Origin of the sequence: Ensifer sp. 22460 (assembly GCF_052044935.1) — a bacterium.
In the GTDB taxonomy this organism is placed as follows: Bacteria; Pseudomonadota; Alphaproteobacteria; order Rhizobiales; family Rhizobiaceae; genus Ensifer.
In genome coordinates this window covers 101,661-124,421 of record NZ_JBQENZ010000018.1, presented here as the reverse complement: position 1 = coordinate 124,421, position 22,761 = coordinate 101,661, and the positions used below count along the sequence as shown (strand labels likewise).

General features: G+C 59.5%; 20 protein-coding genes and 1 pseudogene. 3 read left to right on the top strand and 18 right to left on the bottom strand.

Annotated features, from left to right (window positions below; genetic code table 11):
• Positions 1 to 28: 28 nt before the first annotated feature.
• From ACTJKM_RS22070 to ACTJKM_RS22035, 8 genes and pseudogenes are all read right to left on the bottom strand, one after another.
• Positions 29 to 1,783: a type I secretion system permease/ATPase gene (locus tag ACTJKM_RS22070; RefSeq protein WP_440660926.1), complete on the bottom strand. Its 1,755-nt coding sequence runs from the start codon at positions 1,781 to 1,783 to the stop codon at positions 29 to 31.
• 924 nt (positions 1,784 to 2,707) lie between these two features.
• Positions 2,708 to 3,541 (bottom strand): hypothetical protein, encoded by an 834-nt coding sequence (locus tag ACTJKM_RS22065; protein WP_440660927.1) that lies wholly within the window; start codon positions 3,539 to 3,541, stop codon positions 2,708 to 2,710.
• Positions 3,542 to 3,601: 60 nt separating this feature from the next.
• Positions 3,602 to 4,051 (bottom strand): annotated as a pseudogene (locus tag ACTJKM_RS22060) (polysaccharide biosynthesis/export family protein); the annotation flags it as partial.
• A 48-nt stretch (positions 4,052 to 4,099) separates the two neighbouring features.
• On the bottom strand, positions 4,100 to 5,452 hold the full coding sequence (locus ACTJKM_RS22055; protein WP_058328514.1) for an exopolysaccharide biosynthesis polyprenyl glycosylphosphotransferase: 1,353 nt from the start codon (positions 5,450 to 5,452) through the stop codon (positions 4,100 to 4,102).
• Positions 5,453 to 5,634: 182 nt separating this feature from the next.
• Complete coding sequence (locus ACTJKM_RS22050; protein ID WP_440637904.1) at positions 5,635 to 6,816, bottom strand: glycosyltransferase; 1,182 nt, start codon at positions 6,814 to 6,816, stop codon at positions 5,635 to 5,637.
• 178 nt (positions 6,817 to 6,994) lie between these two features.
• Positions 6,995 to 8,599 carry a hypothetical protein gene (locus tag ACTJKM_RS22045; RefSeq protein ID WP_440660894.1) on the bottom strand — a complete coding sequence of 535 codons (1,605 nt, stop codon included), beginning with the start codon at positions 8,597 to 8,599 and terminating at the stop codon, positions 6,995 to 6,997.
• A 315-nt stretch (positions 8,600 to 8,914) separates the two neighbouring features.
• On the bottom strand, positions 8,915 to 9,436 hold the full coding sequence (gene nusG / locus ACTJKM_RS22040) for a transcription termination/antitermination protein NusG (protein ID WP_440660924.1): 522 nt from the start codon (positions 9,434 to 9,436) through the stop codon (positions 8,915 to 8,917).
• A 205-nt stretch (positions 9,437 to 9,641) separates the two neighbouring features.
• Positions 9,642 to 11,735: a GumC family protein gene (locus ACTJKM_RS22035; RefSeq protein WP_063893389.1), complete on the bottom strand. Its 2,094-nt coding sequence runs from the start codon at positions 11,733 to 11,735 to the stop codon at positions 9,642 to 9,644.
• Positions 11,736 to 12,214: 479 nt separating this feature from the next.
• Here ACTJKM_RS22035 and ACTJKM_RS22030 point away from each other — a divergent pair, with 479 nt between their 5' ends.
• Positions 12,215 to 12,655, top strand: a complete 441-nt coding sequence (locus ACTJKM_RS22030) for a hypothetical protein (RefSeq protein WP_162764613.1) — start codon at positions 12,215 to 12,217, stop codon at positions 12,653 to 12,655.
• A 620-nt stretch (positions 12,656 to 13,275) separates the two neighbouring features.
• Here ACTJKM_RS22030 and ACTJKM_RS22025 read toward each other — a convergent pair.
• The gene (locus tag ACTJKM_RS22025) at positions 13,276 to 13,686 is read right to left on the bottom strand and encodes a tautomerase family protein (RefSeq protein WP_058328511.1); all 411 of its coding nucleotides are present in this window, start codon (positions 13,684 to 13,686) and stop codon (positions 13,276 to 13,278) included.
• A gap of 110 nt (positions 13,687 to 13,796) precedes the next feature.
• On the opposite strand from ACTJKM_RS22025, the gene ACTJKM_RS22020 reads away from it, so the two are divergent.
• Positions 13,797 to 14,660: a LysR substrate-binding domain-containing protein gene (locus tag ACTJKM_RS22020; protein WP_440660892.1), complete on the top strand. Its 864-nt coding sequence runs from the start codon at positions 13,797 to 13,799 to the stop codon at positions 14,658 to 14,660.
• A gap of 23 nt (positions 14,661 to 14,683) precedes the next feature.
• Here ACTJKM_RS22020 and ACTJKM_RS22015 read toward each other — a convergent pair whose 3' ends face one another.
• From ACTJKM_RS22015 to ACTJKM_RS21985, 7 genes are all read right to left on the bottom strand, one after another.
• Complete coding sequence (locus tag ACTJKM_RS22015) at positions 14,684 to 15,433, bottom strand: SDR family oxidoreductase (RefSeq protein WP_440660891.1); 750 nt, start codon at positions 15,431 to 15,433, stop codon at positions 14,684 to 14,686.
• A 488-nt stretch (positions 15,434 to 15,921) separates the two neighbouring features.
• Positions 15,922 to 16,701, bottom strand: a complete 780-nt coding sequence (locus tag ACTJKM_RS22010) for an ABC transporter substrate-binding protein (protein ID WP_440660890.1) — start codon at positions 16,699 to 16,701, stop codon at positions 15,922 to 15,924.
• Between the two features lie 130 nt (positions 16,702 to 16,831).
• Complete coding sequence (locus ACTJKM_RS22005) at positions 16,832 to 17,227, bottom strand: VOC family protein (protein WP_440660923.1); 396 nt, start codon at positions 17,225 to 17,227, stop codon at positions 16,832 to 16,834.
• A gap of 72 nt (positions 17,228 to 17,299) precedes the next feature.
• A complete protein-coding gene (locus ACTJKM_RS22000; protein WP_440660888.1) occupies positions 17,300 to 18,208 on the bottom strand; it encodes a DMT family transporter in 909 nt (302 codons plus the stop codon).
• Between the two features lie 283 nt (positions 18,209 to 18,491).
• A complete protein-coding gene (locus tag ACTJKM_RS21995; RefSeq protein ID WP_440660886.1) occupies positions 18,492 to 18,947 on the bottom strand; it encodes a carboxymuconolactone decarboxylase family protein in 456 nt (151 codons plus the stop codon).
• Between the two features lie 23 nt (positions 18,948 to 18,970).
• On the bottom strand, positions 18,971 to 19,381 hold the full coding sequence (locus ACTJKM_RS21990) for a cupin domain-containing protein (protein WP_058328506.1): 411 nt from the start codon (positions 19,379 to 19,381) through the stop codon (positions 18,971 to 18,973).
• A gap of 75 nt (positions 19,382 to 19,456) precedes the next feature.
• A complete protein-coding gene (locus ACTJKM_RS21985; protein WP_440660885.1) occupies positions 19,457 to 20,665 on the bottom strand; it encodes an NAD(P)/FAD-dependent oxidoreductase in 1,209 nt (402 codons plus the stop codon).
• Between the two features lie 272 nt (positions 20,666 to 20,937).
• On the opposite strand from ACTJKM_RS21985, the gene ACTJKM_RS21980 reads away from it, so the two are divergent.
• Positions 20,938 to 21,477, top strand: coding sequence for an RrF2 family transcriptional regulator (locus ACTJKM_RS21980; RefSeq protein WP_440660884.1), 540 nt, complete (start codon positions 20,938 to 20,940; stop codon positions 21,475 to 21,477).
• Positions 21,478 to 21,666: 189 nt separating this feature from the next.
• Here the strand turns inward: ACTJKM_RS21980 and msrA are convergent, their stop codons facing one another.
• Complete coding sequence (gene msrA / locus ACTJKM_RS21975; protein WP_058328503.1) at positions 21,667 to 22,182, bottom strand: peptide-methionine (S)-S-oxide reductase MsrA; 516 nt, start codon at positions 22,180 to 22,182, stop codon at positions 21,667 to 21,669.
• Positions 22,183 to 22,626 (bottom strand): peptide-methionine (R)-S-oxide reductase MsrB, encoded by a 444-nt coding sequence (msrB, locus tag ACTJKM_RS21970; RefSeq protein WP_440660883.1) that lies wholly within the window; start codon positions 22,624 to 22,626, stop codon positions 22,183 to 22,185.
• Positions 22,627 to 22,761: the final 135 nt, after the last annotated feature.

The following is a 22,761-nucleotide window of genomic DNA, read 5'->3' as shown; positions in this document are numbered from 1 at the left end:
GAGAGTCGGTAATTGTCTTGGCGACCATTCAATTCGATGGTTTGGACTGTGCGGCAACGCGTTTCAGGCCGTCAATGTTGGCGGGGTGCAACGGGATGAGCTTGGAAAGCACCCGTTCTCGCGGGCCCAACATCTGCATCTGCCCTTCCTTCATTTCCATCACCAGGTCGACGGCGGCGAGGATGTTCGGCCGATGCGTAACGATGACGACGATACCGCCGCGGGCCTTGATCTTTCTTATGGCATCGCCAAGTGCAATCTCGCCATCTGCGTCAAGGTTTGAGTTCGGCTCATCGAGGACGATCAGGAATGGATCGCGATAGAGCGCGCGGGCAAGAGCAATGCGCTGACGTTGTCCGGCCGACAGAGCGGCCCCGCCTTCGCCAATCTGGGTTTCGTATCCGTTGGGCAGGCTGACGATCAGATCATGGACACCTGCGGCACGGGCGGCAGCGACAACGGCATCGGCATCCGCCACCGGTTCGAAGCGCGCGATATTGGCTGCCACCGTTCCTGCGAAAAGCTCAACGTCCTGCGGCAGGTAACCGATGTAGCGCCCGAGATATCCCTGCGGCCATTGTTCGAGTGCCGCCCCGTCAAGCTTTATGCGGCCGATGGTTGGTCGCCACGCGCCGACGAGGGCACGCACGAAGCTTGATTTGCCGGAGCCGCTGGCGCCGATAACCCCAAGCCCGACGCCAGCATTCAGATCGAACTCAATCCCCTGGACGATCAGCCGTTGTGTGCCGGGCGCGCTAACGGCGACCCGATCTACCGTGAGGTTGGAGCGCGGAGCGGGAAGAGCCATCGGTGCAATATCCTCAGGCAGCCGCGCGAGCAACTGGCTCAGTCTGCGCCAACTTTGGCGGGCCAAGATGAAGTTGCGCCAATGGGAAATTGCGAGATCAACGGGCGCAAGGGCCCGCCCTGCGAGGATTGACCCCGCGATGATGACCCCGGCCGTCGCTTCGCCATGGATGACCAGCCACGCGCCGATGCCCAGCATGGCCGATTGAAGCATCAGTCGCAACGCCCTGGACAGGCTGCCGAGGCCTCCAACGACATCACTGACGCTTTGCTGTTGGGCGATATGTTCGCGGCTCGTTTCCCGCCATTGGTCGTGCAGGTGCCGGCGCATACCCATGGCCGCCAATACCTCGGCATTGCGGCGGCTGGCTTCCGCCAGGTTGTTGCGCCGGATCCCGGAAGATGTCGCCGCGCTCGCAGGCTTTCGCGTCAGCATCTCGGTCGTGATTGTCAGTGTTACAAGTACGATTGCGCCGCCGATCGCGGTCAGCCCCAGGATGGGATGGAAACCCCAGATGATTGCGATGTAGAAGGGCAGCCACGGCAGTTCGAAAAGCGCATTGGGACCCGGGCTGGCGAGAAAGGTCCGAATGCTATCGAGGTCGCGCTGAGGCTGCAGACCGTCGCCTTGTTGCCCGACGAGGAGAGGTAGACGTGCAATAGCGCTGAACACTCGCGCGGAGACTGTTTCGTCCAGTTCAGCGCCGATCCTCGTCATGATCCGACCGCGCAGGAGATCAATGAGCGCTTGCCCAAAAAAGAGCGCAGCGGCCAGTATCGACAGGCCGACAAGTGTTGGCACGCTCCGGCTCGGTAGGACCCGATCGTAGACCTGCAGCATAAAAATCGCCCCATTCAGCATGAGGATGTTGCTGACGCCGCTGAATATTGCCACACCTACAAGTGCGCTACGGCAGGAACGCAAACCGCTCGCAAGTTCCGTACCAGGCGCGGGACGTTGAGCGGCCGATAGCATCGCCGCAGAGGTATTGGCGACGGAGACTTTGATTTTCCGCCTCCGTGGAACGAGCATTAGCAGCAGACCCAGTGCCGTGATCGCTATCCAAAGCAATGTGCCATCCAACGCAACACCGGTCAGCTTGGTTAGCTGATCGCTTATGAGGGTGGCGCTTGCGTTGAGGCTTTCCATCCAGGCTCGCCATGGAGCGACGGAGAGCTCGGACCTTGCTGTCTTCCACGCGCCGCTGGTCGGCAAGAACTCAAACGCGAACCGGCCAAGTGCGAGTGCGAACAAGAACGCACCGAGCACTTGCAAGGTTGTGAGCGGGCTTGTGCGATGGCGCGATCGGCGCCGCGGCCCGCGCAAAAGATGAGCCTGTTTTGCCGGTGCGGTTGGGTGACGAGGTTCTGAGCGCATGCGACTTCCCACAACAACGACGGCCGCACCTGAAAGGAAGGTCAAAATGCCTGCGATATTTGGGCCGCTGAAAACCATCTCTAGTGCATCCCGGCCGCCCAAAAGGCCGGAAACCAACGACCGGCAAGCCGCATCTTGCGAAACTGTTGCACCACTGTCATTGTTCTCGTCGATCGTTGCTACGATATTTGCCCGTGACTCTAACTGTGGCTTCGGATGAAGATTTCAGCCTGAGGAGTGACTGGTGTTAGAGCTCGCAATCCTTCTGACGGTTGGTTTCCTCGGAGGATGCTCCAGGCGGGTTGCCTGGATCTTCCTTTCGTCCGTTGTCGTATTGTTGATCACACCAATTTACCTGGTGCAGTATCGAGAGATCGTCAGCCCTCTCCCTGTGATCTTGCTGACATTGCTCGCTGTTATGACCGTGCAATTGGGTTCTTTGACGGGTTTGCTGGTGCTGCGCCCGTGGCGCATAACGCGTAAATCGGCCGCCGAAACGGTGGACAGCGTCTCAACCCCACCTCAAAAAGCTTTCTTCTCCATGTCGGCCGCCGGGTCCGGACGGGATGCTGCTGACGAATAGAAGCCCTTGCTTGCCACCACCGAGACCTCTATGAGGTCGCCGGCATTGACTTCGGTGTTCTCATTTGCGGCAACTTCCTGGTCCGTTTCTTTGCCGCGCCGGAAGATCAGGATCTTTACGGAGCCCTGCAGGTCTTCGAGTGTCCGGTGCTCGCCATATTCGAAGACGAAAAGCAGTTTGTCCGAAAGGTATCGTAGCTGGCTTGCCAGTTTCGCCAGTTGAACTTGTGTTTCCTGCGTGTCCGAAATCAGCTGAAACGCGTGCTCTTGGTGCTTCTTGCGCAACTCGCTCTCCATGTTGAGCAGATCCTGCTGCAGGCGCGTCTGCTGCATCTCGAACTGGGCAAGGTCGAGACGGTAGTTGTTGTGCGCGCGCTCCAATGCCATCACGTTCGAGTTGGTGATCAGACCTTTCTGGCGCAGGGTCCTGATGGACTCCAGTTCGTCGAGCTGGCTTTTCACCGTCTGCTGCCGCTCGCCCTTGGCGCCGGCCAACATTTCGGCTTCCTTGTTCAAGCGTGCGAGCGAGGCTTGAAGATGGGATATGTCGTCGCGGAATGCGGTCAGCCGGGCCGTTAGTTGTGCCTGCTCGGTTGCTATGATCTCGTCAATCAAACTCTGGCCAAGTTCAGCTGGGGGATCGGCCGGAACAACAATGCTGTCGACGAGTTTGCTCTCTGCATGAAGCCGGCCAAGGCGAACCTTCAGGCGATACTCCTCGATCAGCAGGTTTGCCCGCTCGCTGCGCAGGTCCGCGATCTGCAGCGCAGGCACAGTTTCTCCAGCTGTCGTTGGACGGAAGCCGCCTGCGAGAGCCAATGCGTGCCTGACGGTTATTCCCGGCTGGAACGGATAGGAGCCAGGATGGGCAACGGCGCCGGAAATGAAGAACGGCCGGTATTGCCCGATCTCGACTTTGACATAGGGGTCGAGGATCAATTTCCGTTGCTGGTAAGCGCTCCGGATATCCTGAGAAAGGGCGCCGGTCGTCAGGCCACGGGCCCGAACGTCTCCGAGAAGTGGAAGCGCGATCGCGCCGCGATCATCGACCACAACCTCCAACGGATAGGCTGGTTCCCCGAAGACCAAGACACGCACCACGTCGCCCGTGTCGAGGAGATACCCGTCGGCGCGGGCGAAGTTCGCGGCGAACAAAGCGATGACGAGCGCAAGAGTTCGCAGGCAAAGGCGACCGCAATCAATCCCACTGTCAGGTCGATGGAAGCCCCGGTATTCGCGCCCGAACGGAACTGAGACATAGGTTGGATCGACACACCGTTTCATCGCCGCCTCCTTCGTCAACGCTCAAGGCGTGACGATACTCGATACACTTTAGAATGCGTTGCTGTGCACAAGGACGCGCATCGTCCTCAACAGGATCTTCACATCCAGCCATGGCGACCAGGAGTGGATGTATTCGAGGTCAGCTGCGACCCGGCTTTCGATGTCGCATCGCTTTTCGGTCGGGCCCCGATAGCCCCTGATCTGAGCGAGGCCCGTCAGGCCAGGTTTCATCGCGTGACGATGCCAGTAATCCGGCACCACTTCCCAATAAAGCGCACCCTCCGCGGATGCACCAAGCGCGTGCGGCCGCGGACCGACGAGACTCATCTGTCCCAAGAAGACGTTCCAAAGCTGCGGCAACTCATCAAGGCTGGTATGGCGCAGGAAATGCCCGAGCCGTGTTATCCGGGGGTCGTTCCGTTCGGTAAGGTGGTTGCCGGCTGTGTCTGTCAGGTCGACACGCATGGTTCTGAACTTGATGCAGTTGAAGTATCTGTTGTTGGTGCCGATGCGTTTCTGCACGAAGAATGCTGGACCGGGCGAGTCCGCGCGCACGAGAACGGCGAGAACGGCGACGAGGGGCACCATCACCGGCGCGGACAAGAGCACGAGCAGCAGGTCAAAGGCGCGCTTGAAGGCGCGCTTGTGCAAAGTCAGCGGTCCCGTGGAAACAACCAGCGTTGGTGTGGAGTCGAGGTAGCGGAGAGCCAATGGTTTCAGGCCAGCAAGACCTGGTTCAAGTAACTCGGTCTCAAATCCGAGTTCGCCGAGTAGCTTCGCCCATTTCAACTGTTCCTTGAAAGCCCTGAATGACAGCACGATCCGGTCCGCGTCAGCGACGGCAAGCGACAGATCATTGAGGAAATTTGGGTCGGTTTCCACCGGATGCCAGTCGCATGCCCTCACGTTGATCGTCGCCGCGACTTTACGCTGCCGATTGGAACGGACGCTGTCGTCGCCGAGCAGAACGACCTTTGCCTCCGTCTGATCCTCTCGCCGACGCAGTCCCGCCGCTATGCCGCAATGAAGGACGGTGAGGCCAACGGCTGCAAGGCCGAGGAAGAGAAGCGTTTCTTGCGACAGAAAATTGCCGATGACATTGAAGGCGTGTGCGGCCAGCAGCGAAAAGCCGGTTGCCGCAGCCAGTGAGGCAAGGCAGCTTTTGATAGAGTTCGTGGCCGAGCGTAAGGTCGGCAAGTGGTACGCGCCAAGGCTCCAGGCTGCGACCAGGTAGGTGGGCAAGACGACGTAGGAAAGCTTTGGGCTCTGGGCGAAGCCGACCACGTCAAAGCTGGTGACGTCGGCCGTGATCGCTGCCGCAACGATCATGCAGAGATCGCCGAGCATCGCCAAGGAGCACAGCAGGCATCTGAGCACGTAGCGATTCTTGACTTGCTCCATTGGGAGCGAAATTGCCCTGTGCCAGGGATGTGTGGATTCGGCGGGTATTTGAGTCACGATACATCTCCCAGGGGAAACGGGACGAACCTATTGCCTTTGAAAGAAAGGAGTCGACGACCGGCTTGGCACAGACGGCGGCGCCGGGATCGTTGCATCAAGCGTTGACTGTGGTGTTGTCGTCGTTAGTGGTATGCCTGCGCGCCTGAAGGGCGGTGGGCAGCGGGTGCCCCCAGAACGCATTGGTAGACCATCTCGACGCTGTCGCACATCGCATCGAGTCCCCAGGATGTGAGGTCGGTGCGCCTTGCTCCTTCGGCCAGATGGGCGCGAAGCGGTTTGTACTCGAGGACATCGGCAACGGCCGCTGCCGCCGCGCCCACATCACCCGCTGGCGTCACGACGCCGTTGATCCCGTGCTTGACGACTTCGCCTAACCCGGGCAGCTCCGACACGACACAGGGCCGGCCGCCAGCCAGATATTGCATGACAACGCGCGGCAGTCCTTCCCGCATCGACGTCAGCACGCAGACATCGGCCAAGCTGATCAGTTGCTCCGGCTCGGAGTGATATCCGATCAGGTGGATACTTTGCGCCACCGGCGAACGCGCAATGGCAGCTTCGATATCAGGCCGTGCCGGCCCTTCGCCAGCAAGAATCAACCGTACGTCCGGAACGCGTTGGACAACCTGCGGGAATTCTTCAATGAACTCGATATGGCGCTTCCTGGGCTCGAGCGCCGCCAGCATCAAAACGACCGGTGGCTTGGGTTCGCCCGGGGCAATGCCAAGAAGCCGCGGCGCCTCCTTCGGCCACTTTGCGCCGGAGAAGCGAGCAAGGTCGAAGCCCGAATGAACGACATAGTGCTGGGCGGGACTGCCGATGCGGTGGAAGAGGCAGATATCGCGCATCGATTGGCTGACATCGATAAAGGCACGGGTGTACCTGGCCGTCAGCCGCTCGGCGGCCAGGAACGTCATCTTCTGCGCGCTGCCGACCTGCACGAAAGGTATGATGTGGACGCCATGGATGATGCCTGAAACATTCGCCTGCCTGGCGGCGAGCCGACCAATGATGCCGGCCTTGCTTTGGTGGGTATGGACGATATCGGGGTGCCATTCTTGGAAAAATCGGCTGAGCTGCCTCAGGGCCGCGAAATCGTTGGAGGGAGATATTGGATGGACAAGCGCGTCGAGGCCAACAACACGCATGGTCTTGGCGACCGAAGCCTGCAGGCTGGGATCGTATTGGTTGCCGTGAACCAGCAAGACCTCATGGCCGTGTTTCACCTGAGCGTGGCAGCAGGCCAGGGTATTTTCCTCCGAACCTGCGCGATACAGGCGGGTTAACACGTGAACGATCTTCATCTTTTTGTTATCTCCGCGACATTAATGACTGCGGATCCTTCAGACGGGAGCCGTGGCCTGGGAACGACGGGTCCGCGTGGGGTTCCTCAAAACGTTGCGATCCAGGGGACATGCAGTTGGCCCCGCCGCAGGCGTGGTGCGTATTGGTCTGTCCGGGGCTGTCTTGAGGACGGGGCGGCTACAGGGACAGCCAGATTTGCTTGAAAAGGTTCCGGTTGATGGTCTCGGTATTGGCGCTTGCGTCGATGACCCTGATGTCCTTGTCGAGTGCGCGAAGCTCGGCCATCAACGACATCCGCGCCTCAAACCCTTCCTTGCTGATTTCGCCAGGCTTTCGGCTCTGCGAGACCGCGAAATCCGATACGAGGTGAAGGGTCAGGTCTGGCTTGCACTCATTCATCTTCTGGTAAAGCCATTCTTCGAACCGGGCGAGGGCCGCAATTCCGGGAACGGCGGGCAGGTTCGACGGGATCATCGGCCCGTCCAGATAGCCCTTTTGAAGCGTCTGTGGCCAGCGGTCACAGACGACGATGAGGCCGCGTGTCGCCCAGCGATGTGCGCGCTTGACGACCCCGTATCTTTCAATCGCAATCAGCACGCCCCAAAGGGCCAACCCGGCCGCAAGTGCCTTGCTCTTCGCCCCGCTACCTGGCTCCTTCCGATCACGCTGGATCACCGCCTTGAAATGACGTCTACGGGGTGCAAGCAGGTTCTGTAGTACTTTGCGGAACCACCAACCATTGCCCTCTCCGGTGCCGACATAAACCTGCGCACAGCCGAACTTCCAAGCGAAGGTCCGCGCCAGCAGATTGGTCTGGGTGCTCTTGCCAAGCCCGTCCGGTCCCACGAGAGCCACCACGAGCCCGCCTGTCAATGCGCGCCTTTTGGCCGGAACGCTGCCCGGCAACACGCGTCCGAGTACCCTTAACGAAAGATAGGAGGCCTTGCGGATCACGTGGATTGTTGCGTCCGCCAGACCGCTACCATTCGAAAACCCGCACCGGTGACGGATCGAGCGCCTCAGCCGCGCAAGATCAGCGCGATGCACCTCGATGCCGCTGTCGCTCGGCCGTATTCTGCAGGATACTATGCCGTTCCGGCCGCCATCGTATTCGATGACGCATTCTCCCGGTTTGCTCGATAGTAAGGGCAGCCGCGCGAGTTTATTACCCCAATCCCCAGGTACAGCCAGCCATTGTGTCCACGGCCATGCTCGCAAACGAAACGCGAAACGGCCAATCGCCAACCCGATCTCAGCCTCCGCAGAGGCGACCGGTATGGATATCCCAGCGATAGACAGGTGCTCCCATTGCTCAATTGCCGCGTAGTCGAACGCGAGATAGCGCTTGCGGAACTCCCAACCAACGCGGATGCCAACATGAAGATCTATATGAAGATAGGCACTGCGTGAAAAATCAGGAACAAACCAGTCCTCTCGACCTGCGCAGGCATTGTCGTAGCAGGAGAGGCTCACACTGCGCAGACCGTGCAATCGCGCCATGATCCCGCAAAAGGCCGTGTAGTCCTGCTTATCGAGCAGCATGTCCATATCGTCACGGCCAGCGAGTGCTTCGGGCAGGCTTGCCGTGTCTTGGATCATTCCATAACGGATGCCGGCTGCATCAAGCGCCGCGAATAGTTCAGCGGCAGCCGCCAGCGGCGAAACTGAAGGCGGCGATGCGCTCAAAGCTGGATCGCAGCGCAACGCTGTCACATGATCCAGGCTGTTCGCCGCCGAAGGCGTAGAATCCCGTGCAACGATGTTTTCTTGCCAAGTGGACATGGGCTGTGAGCTCATGGGAGCCACCGAAACCGTTCACGGTTGCCTGTTGGCTCCGTGGACCTCTTTGAGAGAGTGTGGTTCACCCCTCTCGCCCTGTTTAGGCATGGCCAACGGAGCCCGTCGCAATCGATTGTCGGGAGCGTCATCATTGAAAATCCATGGTGTGATGTTGTCGGTCGTTCGAGCCGACGCCGGCCTTTGCCAATTCTTCGCAGGCTACCGCACCGAAGGTGAGTCGATCGGACTCATCATCTGTGCATAAAATTCCATTAATAAGTAATAGAGCGCAAATTACGAGGAACAAAAATCCCTGTTTCAATTTAATACTATGCATTTATCTCTGTCTATATAAATCGGAACCGCGCGATGCATAATGTCCATTAGCACTCTAACAGCGCCAGATCGACCGACATAGTCGAGTACACCTAGTTGTTCTGCAAATGGTCCGCTTGAGACCTTAACTGTTTTTCCAGTCTGAAATATATCTTTTGGGTGGAGGAAGCCGTCTTCGTCTGTTGCCAGGATCAAAGATTCTACAATCCCGTAGGGTACCGGTATCGGCTTGCGGTCGCTCATGACGAGCTTCCGTACACCAACGGTCGAATTGATCGGCGACCACCTCTGCCGTTGAATGTCCAGCGAGACAAAAAGGTAGCCGTCGAAATAGGCCGAACAAACGGTCTTTATGGTGTGCGCGTGACGAATGGTTCGGTGCCTTTTCGGCAGGTAGGTCCGTAAGTTTTGTGAGGACAAATGTCTTTCAGCCAGGCTCTCACAGTGTTGATGTGTCTGTACAACGTACCAGCGTTCGAGCTGAGTATCGTTCGTATCGTCCATCGACGCCGTAGGTGAGCCACCGCGTGTGTTGTCAGTTAGCATCTCTCCACCTCTATTTTCTATATTTATTTAAAATGTTCGAATCCAGGACAGTATATCGTTGTGAGTGTAGTCGGTTGCCTGATGTTGTCTTATTGTTATCTTGACATTAACCATGTTGTTCTTGGCGAGGTATCTTCGCCAGCAGCGCGAAGTGCTCCAATTCTCAATTCAAGTAGCGGTTGTCATATCCGTTGCCGTCGAGCGACGCGTAACGCCCGTATTTGGGCAGCTTCGGTCCATCGACCATGGTCAGAGCAATTCCGGAAATCTTGGATCGGTTGCCGAGGTATCGAATGCCCTCAGCGACGGCTTCGCGCGCCGTGTCACGCCATTTCACGACGAAGACCACCCTGTCGGCATGGCCTGCGAGAATGGAGGCATCCGCCACCGGCCCGACCGGCGGCGCATCGATAATCACCGTGTCATAGGTGCGCCGGAACTCTTCGAGCATTGCCCGCATGCGTGCGGAGGCGAGAAGGGCCGGGGGATTTAAGGTCTTTCCGCCGGCAGGCAGAACGTGAATGCCGGAACGCTCATCCAGATGGATTGCCTTGGCGGGATCAATGGGGAGCGTCAGAAGATCGACCAGGCCAACATTCTCCGCCATCCCAAAGAAGGCGGTGGTGGCCGAAACCCTGAGGTCGGCGTCGATTACCAGCGCGCGTTCGCCGTCGGCAGCAGCGGAGTAAGCAAGGCTCAAAGCAAGGGTCGTCTTTCCTTCTCCAGGCATGGCCGAGGTGACGAGAGTGACTGATCGCGAGTGGTCGGCTTCGGATATGCCGCCCAGCCCCAGGCGCAGCCTTCTGATGGCTTCGCTGTAGCGCGACAACGGTCGGTGCTCCAGGTATGCTACTGGCTGCACCCTCGACTTCGTCCTCGACCATTCCGTCATTCGGGGCAGGGAGGCCAGAACTGGAACCGCCAAGGCTTCTTCCACCTGACGTCTCGCCATAAAGCCGGAAGCAAACAGCTCGCGTACAAGTGCGCCGGCACCCCCCAACGCGGTGCCAAAAACCAGACCCACAGCCGCGAAAAGTGGCCTGTTCGGGAAGCTCGGTGCGAGCGGAACGCCAGCATGCGTAATGACGCGCACACCGCTGCTGAGCAGCGTTGATTTTTCCTCGGCGATCTTGGCTCGCGACAGGAATGTCTGGAACAGTTCTTTGTTTGCGGCCGCGATACGCTCCAAATCGCGCAACTGTACCCCCACCTGATCCTCGACCGCCGACTGGCCAGAGACCGATGCGAGCGCCCGAGAAAGCGCAGCTTCACGCGCTTCCGCGGCTTCCACCTCGTTTCTAAGGTTGCCGATGAGCCGCTGGGTTTCGGCGGAGATTTGCTGTTCAATGTCGCGCCGCTCCGCCTGGACCGTCATCACCTCCGGATGCTGTTCGCCGTACCTCAGGCGCAAGTCTGCCTCTTTGCGCGTCATCACGCCGGCCTGGGTGCGCAGCGCGCTCACGACATTGGATTGCAGCACGTCAGGCAAGGTTTGAGCGTCGCCGCCAATGCGAAGTATTTTCTCTGCCTGCTCGAACTTCGAGCGTTTCGTTGCCAGTTCGGCGCGGGCGTTGATGAGGGCTATGTTCAGCTCTGACAATTGCTGCTCGGTCAGGCTCCCCGACTGCGTTGCCAGGAGATTGTTCTCGGCACGGAACTTTTGAACGGCGTTTTCCGAGTGGCTCAGTTCTTCGCGCAGAATTCCGGCCCGCTCGCTCAACCATGTGGAAGCTTTCTTGGCGCCCTCGTAGCGGGACGCAATGCGGTCCTGCACATAGACCTCGGCAAGGGCATTGGCCAGACGGGCCGCTTCTTCTGGATCATGCGAGGTTACAGACAGTTCGATGACATCCGCCAGTCCGACGCGCGAAACTTCTAGCGCACCTTCCAGCCATGCCAGGGCTCCGGCGCTAAGGTCGGGGTCTTCTTCCGCCAACCCTTCGCTTTCGACAACCTTCTGGAGCAGCGAAGCGGACGTCAGGACGGCAATCTCGCTTTCGATGAAGGTGGAGTTGTCGCGCAGCTCAGGCCCTGCGTCCTGAGACAAAATGTAGTCCTTGGGAGCGTCGAGCAGGATCCTGGAAAACGCCGTATATGAGGGTGTGATGGCGAGCGAAATTGCAACGAATACTGCGAGCGTTAGGGCGGCAGTGCACGAGATGAACCTCCAACGCCGGCGAAGAAAATCGATGATCTCCCTCACGTCGAGCAGCGCCGGTTCCGGTGTTACGATCACACGGTCGGTCGAGCTCTGCATCTTCAAATCCCCTCAAATAACCGTAATGATAAGGTCCGCCGGTGCTGCACCAGCGGAAGGCCTGCAGTATTGAACGTTGGGGAGCTAACGGTCAGTCGCACTCACACGCGGCAAGCTGGGGTTTGGCGCCCCAAATTGCGGTACGTCCAAGTCATCCTGCTCCGCCGTTGACCGATCCAAACTGCCGGCCAACCGGGAACATATCAGGTTCGCTAATATACGTGCCATCAGCACTAGGGCGTACGATGACTAAGCAATGGATGTGGCGACCAGTACTTTTGATCGAGCTCAACGCCAAAAGGCGAATGTCGCGTACCGCTATTGTGGTAGATGCATTGAGCACATACACGGGATGAGACTGCTGACGATCAGAGCATCAAAATGTTAATCGTGAAGCCCGCGTAGGCTTGGACGGCGGCCAGAGACCGCTCCGCGTCCACTTTAGCCAATTGCGATGACGCTTTGATGAATGCCCTTCGATGAAAACACCGACTTGCTTCGAAGTGGAACTTTCGGTTGATCAAACGCCAAACTTGAATTGTCTCACCGAGCCGCGGGTAGCTATGGATACGCTCATCGAATTCGTTTCGCAGGCCATTGGAGACAAGTCCGGGGTTGTAGAGGTCCTGCTGGCAACTTTTCCGGCCGTTCTATTCCTGAGCGGCGGCTGCAGCCTCAGATGCAGCGCTATCGCAATCCTAATCGGCGCCGCCACATTGGTCCTGTTTGGCATTGGAGGCGTTGCTGGGGCGGGTGTCGTCGTGATCGCCGAAATTGTCGTGGTTTCGACAGCAGTACTCAACCTGCGCAAGAGACTGTTGAAGATCCAGGCGGACCTCGATGCGACGAAGTCGGCAGTCCGTGACTTGGAGATCACAGAAGGACGGCGCCAAGTCTTCAATGCAAATGCGCGGGATTAGGTAGGGAACCCGGGTTATCGAGCGGCATCAGGCGCGTTCGATGTCGTTGTCTTAGGAGCAGGATTATTCGCCAGTGTCAGGATCAGCGCTGCCTTTTCCTATGTGCAAGCAGCGGCTGCAGGGGCGGGCGAGCGAATGAAGCAGAAGGCCTTGTGAGCCTACGCCTCATCGACAGATCGAAGGTTCCAGGAGTGACCGCCCGTCTGTGGGTTGGCTGCCCGCAATATTTCCACCCTTCCAGGTGCGTCCACTACAACAGGAGGTGGAGCGCCACTGCGCAATGAGGTCGCGCATCCCCTGGAGGCTAGTTGATGCAACAGGACGTCGCCAAAGTCGGCGATCGTAAGGAAATTTGTCGCCGTCGTGTTATCCTGAACATGCTCCGCCGGTGCTTTGTGCGATCGCCATTGTCGCCCAATGCCCCGTCTTTTGGACCGGATCCACAATGATCGGCCCTCCCTTACTTGAGTCAGTTCAGCGTCGAACGGCCTTGCCAAGCGATTGTTCCCTCCCATCCTTCTGCTCTCCGGCGCTCCCATTTTGCCGCGTGATGAAACTGGCGACCCCTTCGCGCCATTCGGACTGCGCGGAGGGGTCGCCAGATGAGAGAATGTCCGCTGCTATGCGGTGACGTTCAGCTTCCCGCTGATGTATCGAAACTCTTGCGTTTTGCCGCCGTAGCCGTAGGCGGCGGCCGGCACCTCGTGCACGAGAATGTAGCTCTCCGAATGCAGCCTGCCGAGAAGTTGCGCGAAGCGGCCGTATACCGCCTCCAGATAGGCAGCCATTTCCGGCTTCGTGTTTGTCCCGTCGACAACTTTGATGTCCAGCCAGAAGCTGTTCAAGTCCTGCTCCGCCAGTGACTTGCCGCCGGCGAACCAATGGGCGGGATCGATGTAGGCGACGGCGATCGCAGTGATCGCCGGGTCCTTGCGCAGGTGTGTTGCCGTCAGCTCGCTGACCGCGGCGGCGATCCGGGAAGACAGAGCCGCGTCGGCCTTGCCGCTGACCGTGATGTTGATGATGGGCATGGAAGGCTCCTTTTGGTGATTTGTGATCCCTGTTGAAATCCAATCTGCCACTTCATTTGATGAGATAAAATCGAATTGTATGATATTAACACTTCGATTATATTGAAGTTATGCAAACCTTCGATCCTGACCTGCTCCGAACGTTCCTTGCCTTCGCTGACGGTGGCTCGCTTGCTCATGCGGCTGCCGCGGTGGGGCGCACCGCTTCCGCTGTCACCGCTCAGATGCAGCGATTGGAGGCAATGGTGGGAGAGCCGCTGCTCGCCCAGTCGGGAAGAGGACGTGTCCTCACGCCGGCCGGGGAGGATCTGCTCGTTCATGCGCGGCGGATTCTCGAAGTCCATCGGGATGCGTGGCTCAGCCTTAAGGGCGCGAAGGCCGATGGTCGCCTGACGCTCGGCTGCACCCAGGACTTTGCCGACAGCAACCTGCCTGATCTCTTACGTCTCTTTGCGCGCACACATCCACGCGTGCGCCTCGATCTGCGGGTCGGGCGCTCCCGGGAGCTGACGGCAGCCTACGACCAAGGAGCGATCGATGTCCTGATCGTCATGCGGGACGGCGCGCAACCGGACGAGATCGCGATGCTGAGCGAGCCGATGCTGTGGTTAACTGCATCGGCTGATCCGGTTCCCGCCGGTGGTGAGCTGCCGATCGCGGTATTGGACCCGCCCTGCGGGTTTCGCTCAGCGGCCACAAGTGCGCTCGATGACGCCGGACGTGCCTATCGTATCGCGGCGACCAGTCCGAGCCTTTCCGGGTTGCGTGCTGCGGTCCGAAGCGGCATCGCGATCACGGCGCGGACTGCACGATTTGTAGGCGAGGGGGTCGCCGTCGCGCCCCAAGCCCTCTCGTTGCCGGCGTTGCCGAAGGCGGAGTTCAGCCTGCGGCTCAAGCCGCAGGCGGACAAGGCCGCCTCCAGTCTCGCGATGCTTCTCGCAGAAGAATTGCCGAACGAGAGCAGCAGACCATGATGTTATCTTGGGGCCAACGGCAGCTACATTTGCACGGTCATGCCGCCATCGACGGTCAGTGTAATGCCGTTGACGAAGCTTGCAGCGGGGGAAGCCAGGAACACGGCCGCAGGCGCGATCTCTTCCGGTCGGCCCCAGCGTTTTAAGGGAATGCGGACGTCAACGAAAGCCTGGAGCGCCGGATCGGCGGCAAGCGCCGCATTGGTCTCCGTCGCAAACCAGCCAGGCGCGATAGCGTTGACCGTCAACGTGTCGGAGCCGAGCTCGACTGCAAGCGAGCGGGTGAGTGCATCAAGGCCGCCTTTTGCGGCGGTGTAGGCTGGGTCTCCAGGGCGCGCGGCGAAGGCGGCGATGGAGGTAACGAAGATCAGCCGCCCGGAAACGGAGCGGCGAAGATAAGGAAGCGCCGCCTTCGCCATCGTGTAGGCGGCCGTCAGGTCGGCGTTGATCAGGGCCGCAAAGGAGGCGGGGTCCATGGCGTCGGTGCCACGCCGGTCGCGCTCGCCAACCGCATGGATCAGGATATCGAGCTGCCCCGTCGCAGCTACAGCCGCATCGACAATCTGTGCCGCATCCGCTGCGACATCGCCCGGAGCAATATCGAGTGCGATGTCATCTTCGGCAAGCTGTTGGCGCACAGCTTCAAGTTTCTCGCGGTTGCGACCGTTGATTGCTACCGCCGCGCCGGCTTCGGCGAGAGCCTTTGCCATTTCAAGGCCGAGCCCGCGGCCACCGCCTGTAATGAGTGCCGTCATTCCGCTGAGATTGAACATGCCGGCCCTCGGTGCCCGTTGTTTCCTGGTCGAAGCGAAATCAGAGCTTCAGGAACGAGGTTTAGCGCCTGTCACTCTATCCGCCAACCTCGGATCCAATCAGCCATGCCGGTGCCGCTGGCGTGCAAGGCCGGGAACCTTGATGCCAAATTCTGTGATCTCGATCTCGGCACCTGCCGGAGTTTGGATGCTCACCTGGAGCGGGCGAGCGAGCATATCGAAGGGTAGGGGTTCCGAGCCGCGGCGCCCGAGCCTTGTCGCTGAACGCCTGCGCTCGTTCAACTATTTCCGACGACCTGTCGATGGCGGCTGGCAGGGCGATGGCAAATGCCTCGAAGGCCACTCGGCCCCTTAGTCGCTCATAGGTGATTCCGAATTCGCGGCCATCGTGGCGCGGCAACGTGCGACGCGTAACGATTGGGAGGTGACCGACCGCGCCCATGGAGACGCGGTCGGATTTCTCAAGGGGCTGGTTGATGCCAGGCGCCTTACTTCATCGTGTAGACGTCGATCGAGAAGTATTTGTCGTTGATTTTCTTGTAGGTGCCGTCGGCACGGATTTCGTCGAGCGCCTTGTTGAGTTTCTCGCGCAGGTCATTGTCCTCCTGGCGAACGGCGATACCGACACCGTCGCCGACAAACTTCTTGTCGGTAATCGGCTCGCCGATGAGTTCGCAGCAGTTCTTGCCATCGGCGTTCTTGGTCACCCAGTCGAGCAGCGGCAGCATGTCGCCGACCTGGAGGTCGAGGCGGCCGTTGACCATGTCGAGATTGGCTTCGTCCTGGGTCGGATAGAGCTTGATCTCCGCATCGGGATAGGTCGCGGTGATGTACTCGGCCTGGGTGGTGCCGGATTGAGCGCCGATCACCTTGCCCTTGAGGGCCTCATTGGTGAACTCGGTGATGCCGGAGCCCTTTGGCGCAGCATGCGTCATGGCTGCGAGATAATAGGGATTGGTGAAGGCAACCTGCTTCTTGCGGTCCTCGGTGATGAACATCGAGGCGATGATCAGGTCGTACTTCTTGGCAAGCAGGCCCGGTATGATGCCGTCCCAATCCTGGGCAACCACTTCGCACTCGACCTTCATGCGCTCGCAGAGTGCAAGCCCGATATCCACATCGAAGCCGCCGATCTTGCCGGCAGGATCAATGAAGTTGAAGGGAGGATAGGCGCCCTCCGTGCCGATCTTGATCTTTTCCGCGGCATGAGCCGACGAGGCGCTCGCTGCCATGATGGCCAGCATGGCTGCTGCAATCTGCTTCTTCATTTCGCGTTCCCCTTTGGTTTGCATCATTCTTGATGCTTCCAGGGAAGACTATGTTGCTCCGGCCTATAAGCGAAATAGATAGGCGCGATAACCGGTATTGTTTTGGTTGATTGACGCTGTTTGTCAGGTGTCACTTGTAGCGACCGTGGCGCTGAAGCACCTCGATCTTGTAGCCGTCGGGATCAACCAGGAAGAAGAAACGAGCGAGCAGGGCGCCATCGCGGTTGAAGGCGACGATCTTGCCAGGGTTCAGGCCCGCATCGGCGGCACGTTGATGCTCTGCATCGAGATCGTCGACCGAGAGCGCCAGATGGCCATAGCCATCGCCGAGCACATAGGGCTCGCTTCGATCCTTGTTGAGCGTCAGTTCGAGCTCGAATTCGCTCTCCTCATTGCTGAGATAGATGAGGGTAAAGGTTTCGAAGTCCAGCCTTTCGGCGACTTCAAGCCCAAAGGCCAGGCGATAGAACTCGACCGACTTGTTTTCATCGAGAACCCGGATCATCGAATGGATCGCCTTGGCCACCAGCCTCTCCTTCAGCGTTTTGTTGCGGGCGGGGTAGCAGAGAGCGACGCTCAATGAAACCCGCCTGGCTGCTCAGGACTTTGCCTGCCGCTTCTTCAGTTGTTGCTCGCGGAAGAAGATGAAGAGGCCCGAGGCGACAATCAGCGCCGCACCGATGATCACGGTCGGGCGGGGCGTGTCGCCGAAGAAGACCCAGCCGAAGACCACGGCCCAGAAGAGCAATGTGTATTGTAAGGGCACGACGGTCGCGGCATCGGCAAGCTTGAGCGAGCGGTTGACCAGGATGTGCGCCAGCATCGCAACGATGCCGAGCATGCCGAGCTGCAGGAGTGCCTCGCCGTCGACAGGCGCCCAGCCGGAAGGGTTGGCCGCAACGCCGACGAGTGAGAAAATCAATGCGCCGACGATCTGCCAGAAGACGAGGGTGGTATCCGGCGTCGACCGCAGCGTACGACCAAGCATCAGTGCGAAGGCGAACGCTGTGCTGCCTGCAAGCGCGATCAGCGCCGGCAGGCTGAAGCTCTCCTTGGACGGTTCAAGCGCAATCAACACGCCGGCGAAACCGACGAGGATCGCCGTCCAGCGCCGCCAGCCGACCTTTTCGCCGAGCAGGAACGGCGAGGCGGCAGCAACATAGATCGGCGCCGCCAGCCAATAGGTCATGGTATCGGCAAGCGGCATATAGGCGACGGCGAAATAGAAGGCCGAGGCATCGATCGCGAACAGCAGCGAGCGAAGCGCTTGCAGTCCCGGCCGCTCGACCTTGAACATCGAGCGCAGGCCACGCCTGAGGATGAAAGGCGACAGAAACAGAAGTGCCGCGACGCTGCGGATCACCATCAACTGGCTGACGGAATAGGTCGCGACCAGCCATTTCCCCATGACGTCGTTCAACGAAAACATCAGCATGCCGAGCAGCATGATGAGGACACCGGTTCGGGCGGCGTTCGGGGCGGTTACGGGGGCAGTGATTACGGTCATGTTGGGGCCTTCAGCAAGTTGCGCACGCCATGACACATTCCGCCGGGTCGATCCATTGCCGTCTGCATATGGAACCATAAGTTTTGCAAATGAATCGGTTTGGGTGTTGCGCCTCCACCCAAGACACGGACGAGCAAGGAGGATCCGGCCGGGGGCTAAATTGATCTCACCGTTTGCGGTACATGCTCAGATCAAGAAAAGCGCGCCGCCTCAAACACTTAGATCCCAGGAATGAGCAGAGAGCTTGCGGGCGCAGTGATTGCGCCCGCAACGGGCTATGAGATTACTTCTCTAGTGCCGCCTGTGGCGTGTTACGGAAGCTGATCGCCATGCGGTTGTAGGCGTTCATCAGGCCGATCGCGATCGTGAGGTCGGTGATCTCACGCTCGTCGAACAGCGCACGTGCGCCCGCATAAGCTTCGTCCGGCACACCCGTCTCGGCGACGCGTGTGACGGTTTCGGCCCAGGCAAGGGCCGCCCGCTCACGCGCGTCGAAGAGATTGCCGGCTTCTCTCCACGCCTGAACCAATGTGATCTTCTCGATCGGTTGGCCCTTCTTCAAAAGGTCGCGCGTGTGCATGTCGAGACAGTAGGCGCAATTGTTGATCTGTGAGATGCGAAGATAAACCAGATCCACCAATACTGGCGGCAGGCCACTTTGCAGGACGTAGCCGTAGACACCTCCAAGGGCCTTGGCACCGGCCGGTGCGATCTGGTTGTAGTCGAGACGTTTGCTCATTCTTCCGTTCCTTGGGTTCGGGTCTACTTGATCGGGGTGGTGAGTTCTTTTTCATCCGTGTCGGCGACGAACACCGCCAGCAGCTTTGCCGGCGTCGTCTGGCTCGCATTGCGGCTGACGAGGTGGGTGGACGCCGGCGGCTCGTACCAGCTCTCGCCGGCGCGGTAGGTCTGTGTCGGACCGTCATTGACCTTGGACACGATTTCTCCGGAGAGAACGTAGGCGAAGATGAAGGACGACTTTGCATGCGTGTGCGGAACCGAGGCACCGCCTGGGGGATAGTCGACGATCAGGGCGGTCAAGGTCTTGCCCGGAATATTGGGTATCGCCTTTTCGTAGTGCGGCGTGACAATATCGCCGGCATCGTGCGCTGCGGCCGGCAACGCCGAAGCGATAGCGGCAAAGAGTGCGCCTGTGACAAATCGAGTGCTCATGATGACATTCTCCTTAATGAGATCTGGCAAGAAGCGAGCCCGTAAGGGAGGTCGGCGGGCTCGCTTCTGCAGTGATCAGGCGACAACGATGCGGAGCGGGTCGGCAGCTCCCAGGGCTGCTGCGCGATCGGCACTCGGCGGATAGATCCAGGTGGTGTTGATCTTCGTCTTGAGCTCTTTTGCTTCGGCGCCGGTCAGCTTTACCTGACGGTCCCACCCTTCGGTGTAGACAGCACCCCACGGCCCGAGATCGAGACAGGTAACGTACTTTTCCTGGCTGTAGGGAATCGCGTTTACGCCGAGCAGATCGGCAGCCACGTTGTGCCCTGCGGAACGCCCGAGGTTCTGGGCATGCTGGCAGCTCATCATCGTTCGGTTGCCGATATCGTCCGTTGCCGCACACGCGACGTCGCCGGTCGCAAAGACGTTCGCGTGGCCGATGACCTTGAGGTTCCGGTCAACGTGAAGACGGCCGAACGAGTCCTTGTCCGCGTCGATCTCCTTGGTGATCGGATTGGCGCGGGCGCCCGCGGTCCAGATAACGGTGGCCGCGTCGATGCGCTCGCCGGATGAGAGGGTGACGCCGTTATGGTCGATGGCAACGATTGGAGACCGCAGCCGTGTCTCAACGCCCAATTCCGAAAGCGCCTGCTCGATAACCGGACGCGGGCCCGGCCCGAGATCCGGTCCGATTGCATTGCCGCGCTCGACGATCACGACGCGAACGTCTGCGTTTTCTCCAAGTGCGGCGCGAAGACGATGCGGCAATTCGGCGGCCGTTTCGATGCCGGTAAAGCCGCCGCCGGCGACGATCACGGTGTTGCGAGCACGGGTTTCCGGAAGACGACCCAATTGAGAAATGTGTTCCTCCAACTTCGCCGCATCCGCAAGCTGGTCGACATTGAAGGCGTGGGTGAGCCCCGGGATATCCGGGCGGAACAGGACGCTACCGGTCGCGAGAACAAGTTTGGTGTAGCTGATCCTCGCTTCCCGGCCGTGGTCATCCGCATAGGTAACAGCGTTGTCCGCCGTCGAGATGGACGTCGCATAACCCTTGATGAAACGCACGCCGGCGTTGGCAAAGATCTCGGACAGGGGCGCCTTCATCTTGGCCGCATGCTTTTCATAGAGGCGGGGGCGAATGTGGAGTTCGGGCTGCGGTGCAATCACGGCAACCTCGACGGAACCGTCTGCCCTTCCTTGCTGGTCCAGTAGCCGCATGGCGCCGAGTGCCGACCACATTCCGGCAAATCCAGCGCCGATAATCAGAATTCGTTCACGCATTTCTTTTCCTCAGACAAGGCTTCGCCATTGGCTGACCGGGGCCAGCCATCGTGCGATTGCCGTTTCGGTAGAAGTCTCCAAACCGGAGACGGTTTTCGCGATGATCCAATGTCGTCGCTTAACTACGACTAACTCAGTCGTAGTTAATGAGCAATGCCGAATCCGGTCGATCTTGGAAACGCACTGTCAACGCAGGGAGGACGGCCAAGGACTTGCGCCGGTAAGGCTTCGATGTTATCTCCGACTGTATTTGTCGGTGTTTTGGTGTTTCCGTGGCTCATATAAGCGCAGGCGTCGAATACGCTCTCCACTGTCTCCTGTTCCTCATCGAGGCAGAGGAGACAGACCAGCCGGCAAGTGCACGCGATCTCGCCGAGCTGCAGAAGATTTCCGCCGAATTCGTTGCAAAGCTTTTCACCAAGCTACAAAAGGCTGGCATCGTCGTCGCCCGAGAGGGGATCGGCGGCGGTTTCGCGCTTGCCCGCCCCGCCACCGACATCACCGCGCTCGATGTCATCGAGGCCATCGACGGACGGAAGCCGCTGTTCGAATGCAAAGAAATCCGGGGACAGTGCGCGCTGTTCGGCGATCGGACGCCTGCCTGGGCAAAGGACGGCGTCTGCTCCATTCACGCAGTCATGATCGAGGCCGAAAAACGGGCGAGAGAAGTGATGGCCGGCCATACGCTGGCGAGCATTGCCGGACGCGCAGCGTCGAAGGCGCCCAAGGAGCATGCGGGCAACATTAAGGGCTGGCTTGCGGCCCGGACGCCGCAGCGTCGCCGCCGCGGCACGGTAGCGAAGGGCGGTTGATGCTCGGCGCCGCATACGGCCGCTCTTTTCAAACGCCGTACGCTCCATTTTCCCTGTTCGCGAACAAACGACTTCGAGGGTGCGCGATGAACGCAGTCACAAAGCCGCGTTCACCCCTTGATGTCGCTTCAGATGAAGGAGAATTCGGGCAAGCCTGCCTGCCCGAATTCATGCCGGTATCGGCGGCCGCTATTCCGCGACGGACCGCCGCGGCAGCACCCAATTCCGGCGCGGGAAGTGGCAGGTGTAACCGTTGGGATAGCGCTCCAGGTAGTCCTGGTGCTCCGGCTCGGCCTCCCAAAAATCTCCCACGGGCTCCACCTCGGTCACGACCTTGCCCGGCCACAAGCCCGAAGCGTTGACGTCTGCGATGGCGTCCTCGGCAATTCGCTTCTGCTCGTCGTCGACGTAGTAGATTGCCGAGCGATAGGACATGCCGATGTCATTGCCCTGGCGGTTCTTTGTGGTGGGGTCGTGGATCTGGAAGAATACTTCCAGAATCTGCCTGTAGCTGATCGTCCCCGGATCGAAGGCGATCTCGATACCCTCGGCGTGGGTGCCGTGGTTACGGTAGGTGGCGTTAGGCACATCGCCTCCGGTGTAGCCCACACGCGTGGCAATGACCCCGGGGAGCTTGCGGATCAAATCCTGCATCCCCCAGAAGCAGCCACCTGCCAAGACAGCTCTGCCAGCTCTATCCGTCATTTAGATATCCTCCACCTGGTTGATGAACGCGCCATAGCCTTCCGCCTCCATCTCCTCGCGGGGAATGAAGCGCAGTGAGGCGGAATTGATGCAATAACGAAGGCCGCCTCGATCCCGCGGCCCATCGGGAAACACATGGCCAAGGTGACTGTCGCCATGCTTCGAGCGAACCTCGGTGCGGATCATGCCATGGGAACGATCCTGCAGTTCCTCGACGTTCGCTGGCACGATCGGCTTGGTGAAGCTCGGCCAGCCACAGCCGGAATCGAATTTGTCGGAGTACGCAAACAGCGGCTCGCCGGAAACGATATCGACATAGATCCCCGGGCGTTTGTTGTCATTGTACTCGCCCGTGAAGGGACGCTCGGTCCCGCTCTGTTGAGTGACGCGAAACTGCTCGGGCGTCAGTTTTCGGATCGCTTCGTCTGTCTTTCTGTAAGTCATTTGCTTGTCTCCAATAGGGGGCGTTTTGCTCGGAACGGGCGATGAAGCTCAGGCTTCGCTGGCCGGCGCCACATCCGCGGCGCGCGGCCAGCTGCCTTGTCCTGGCCAGGACGCTGGCCGATGCACCTCTTGCGC

Bases quoted from the DNA above. Each gene is read 5' to 3' on its own strand.
- ACTJKM_RS22070 (WP_440660926.1), bottom strand. From the start codon at position 1,783: ATGCTATCGGCCGCTCAACGTCCCGCGCCTGGTACGGAACTTGCGAGC.
- ACTJKM_RS22055 (WP_058328514.1), bottom strand. From the start codon at position 5,452: ATGGAGCAAGTCAAGAATCGCTACGTGCTCAGATGCCTGCTGTGCTCC.
- ACTJKM_RS22050 (WP_440637904.1), bottom strand. From the start codon at position 6,816: ATGAAGATCGTTCACGTGTTAACCCGCCTGTATCGCGCAGGTTCGGAG.
- ACTJKM_RS22045 (WP_440660894.1), bottom strand. From the start codon at position 8,599: ATGTCCACTTGGCAAGAAAACATCGTTGCACGGGATTCTACGCCTTCG.
- nusG (WP_440660924.1), bottom strand. From the start codon at position 9,436: ATGGACGATACGAACGATACTCAGCTCGAACGCTGGTACGTTGTACAG.
- ACTJKM_RS22035 (WP_063893389.1), bottom strand. From the start codon at position 11,735: ATGCAGAGCTCGACCGACCGTGTGATCGTAACACCGGAACCGGCGCTG.
- ACTJKM_RS22030 (WP_162764613.1), top strand. From the start codon at position 12,215: ATGAAAACACCGACTTGCTTCGAAGTGGAACTTTCGGTTGATCAAACG.
- ACTJKM_RS22025 (WP_058328511.1), bottom strand. From the start codon at position 13,686: ATGCCCATCATCAACATCACGGTCAGCGGCAAGGCCGACGCGGCTCTG.
- ACTJKM_RS22020 (WP_440660892.1), top strand. From the start codon at position 13,797: ATGCAAACCTTCGATCCTGACCTGCTCCGAACGTTCCTTGCCTTCGCT.
- ACTJKM_RS22015 (WP_440660891.1), bottom strand. From the start codon at position 15,433: ATGTTCAATCTCAGCGGAATGACGGCACTCATTACAGGCGGTGGCCGC.
- ACTJKM_RS22010 (WP_440660890.1), bottom strand. From the start codon at position 16,701: ATGAAGAAGCAGATTGCAGCAGCCATGCTGGCCATCATGGCAGCGAGC.
- ACTJKM_RS22000 (WP_440660888.1), bottom strand. From the start codon at position 18,208: ATGACCGTAATCACTGCCCCCGTAACCGCCCCGAACGCCGCCCGAACC.
- ACTJKM_RS21995 (WP_440660886.1), bottom strand. From the start codon at position 18,947: ATGAGCAAACGTCTCGACTACAACCAGATCGCACCGGCCGGTGCCAAG.
- ACTJKM_RS21990 (WP_058328506.1), bottom strand. From the start codon at position 19,381: ATGAGCACTCGATTTGTCACAGGCGCACTCTTTGCCGCTATCGCTTCG.
- ACTJKM_RS21985 (WP_440660885.1), bottom strand. From the start codon at position 20,665: ATGCGTGAACGAATTCTGATTATCGGCGCTGGATTTGCCGGAATGTGG.
- msrA (WP_058328503.1), bottom strand. From the start codon at position 22,182: ATGACGGATAGAGCTGGCAGAGCTGTCTTGGCAGGTGGCTGCTTCTGG.
- msrB (WP_440660883.1), bottom strand. From the start codon at position 22,626: ATGACTTACAGAAAGACAGACGAAGCGATCCGAAAACTGACGCCCGAG.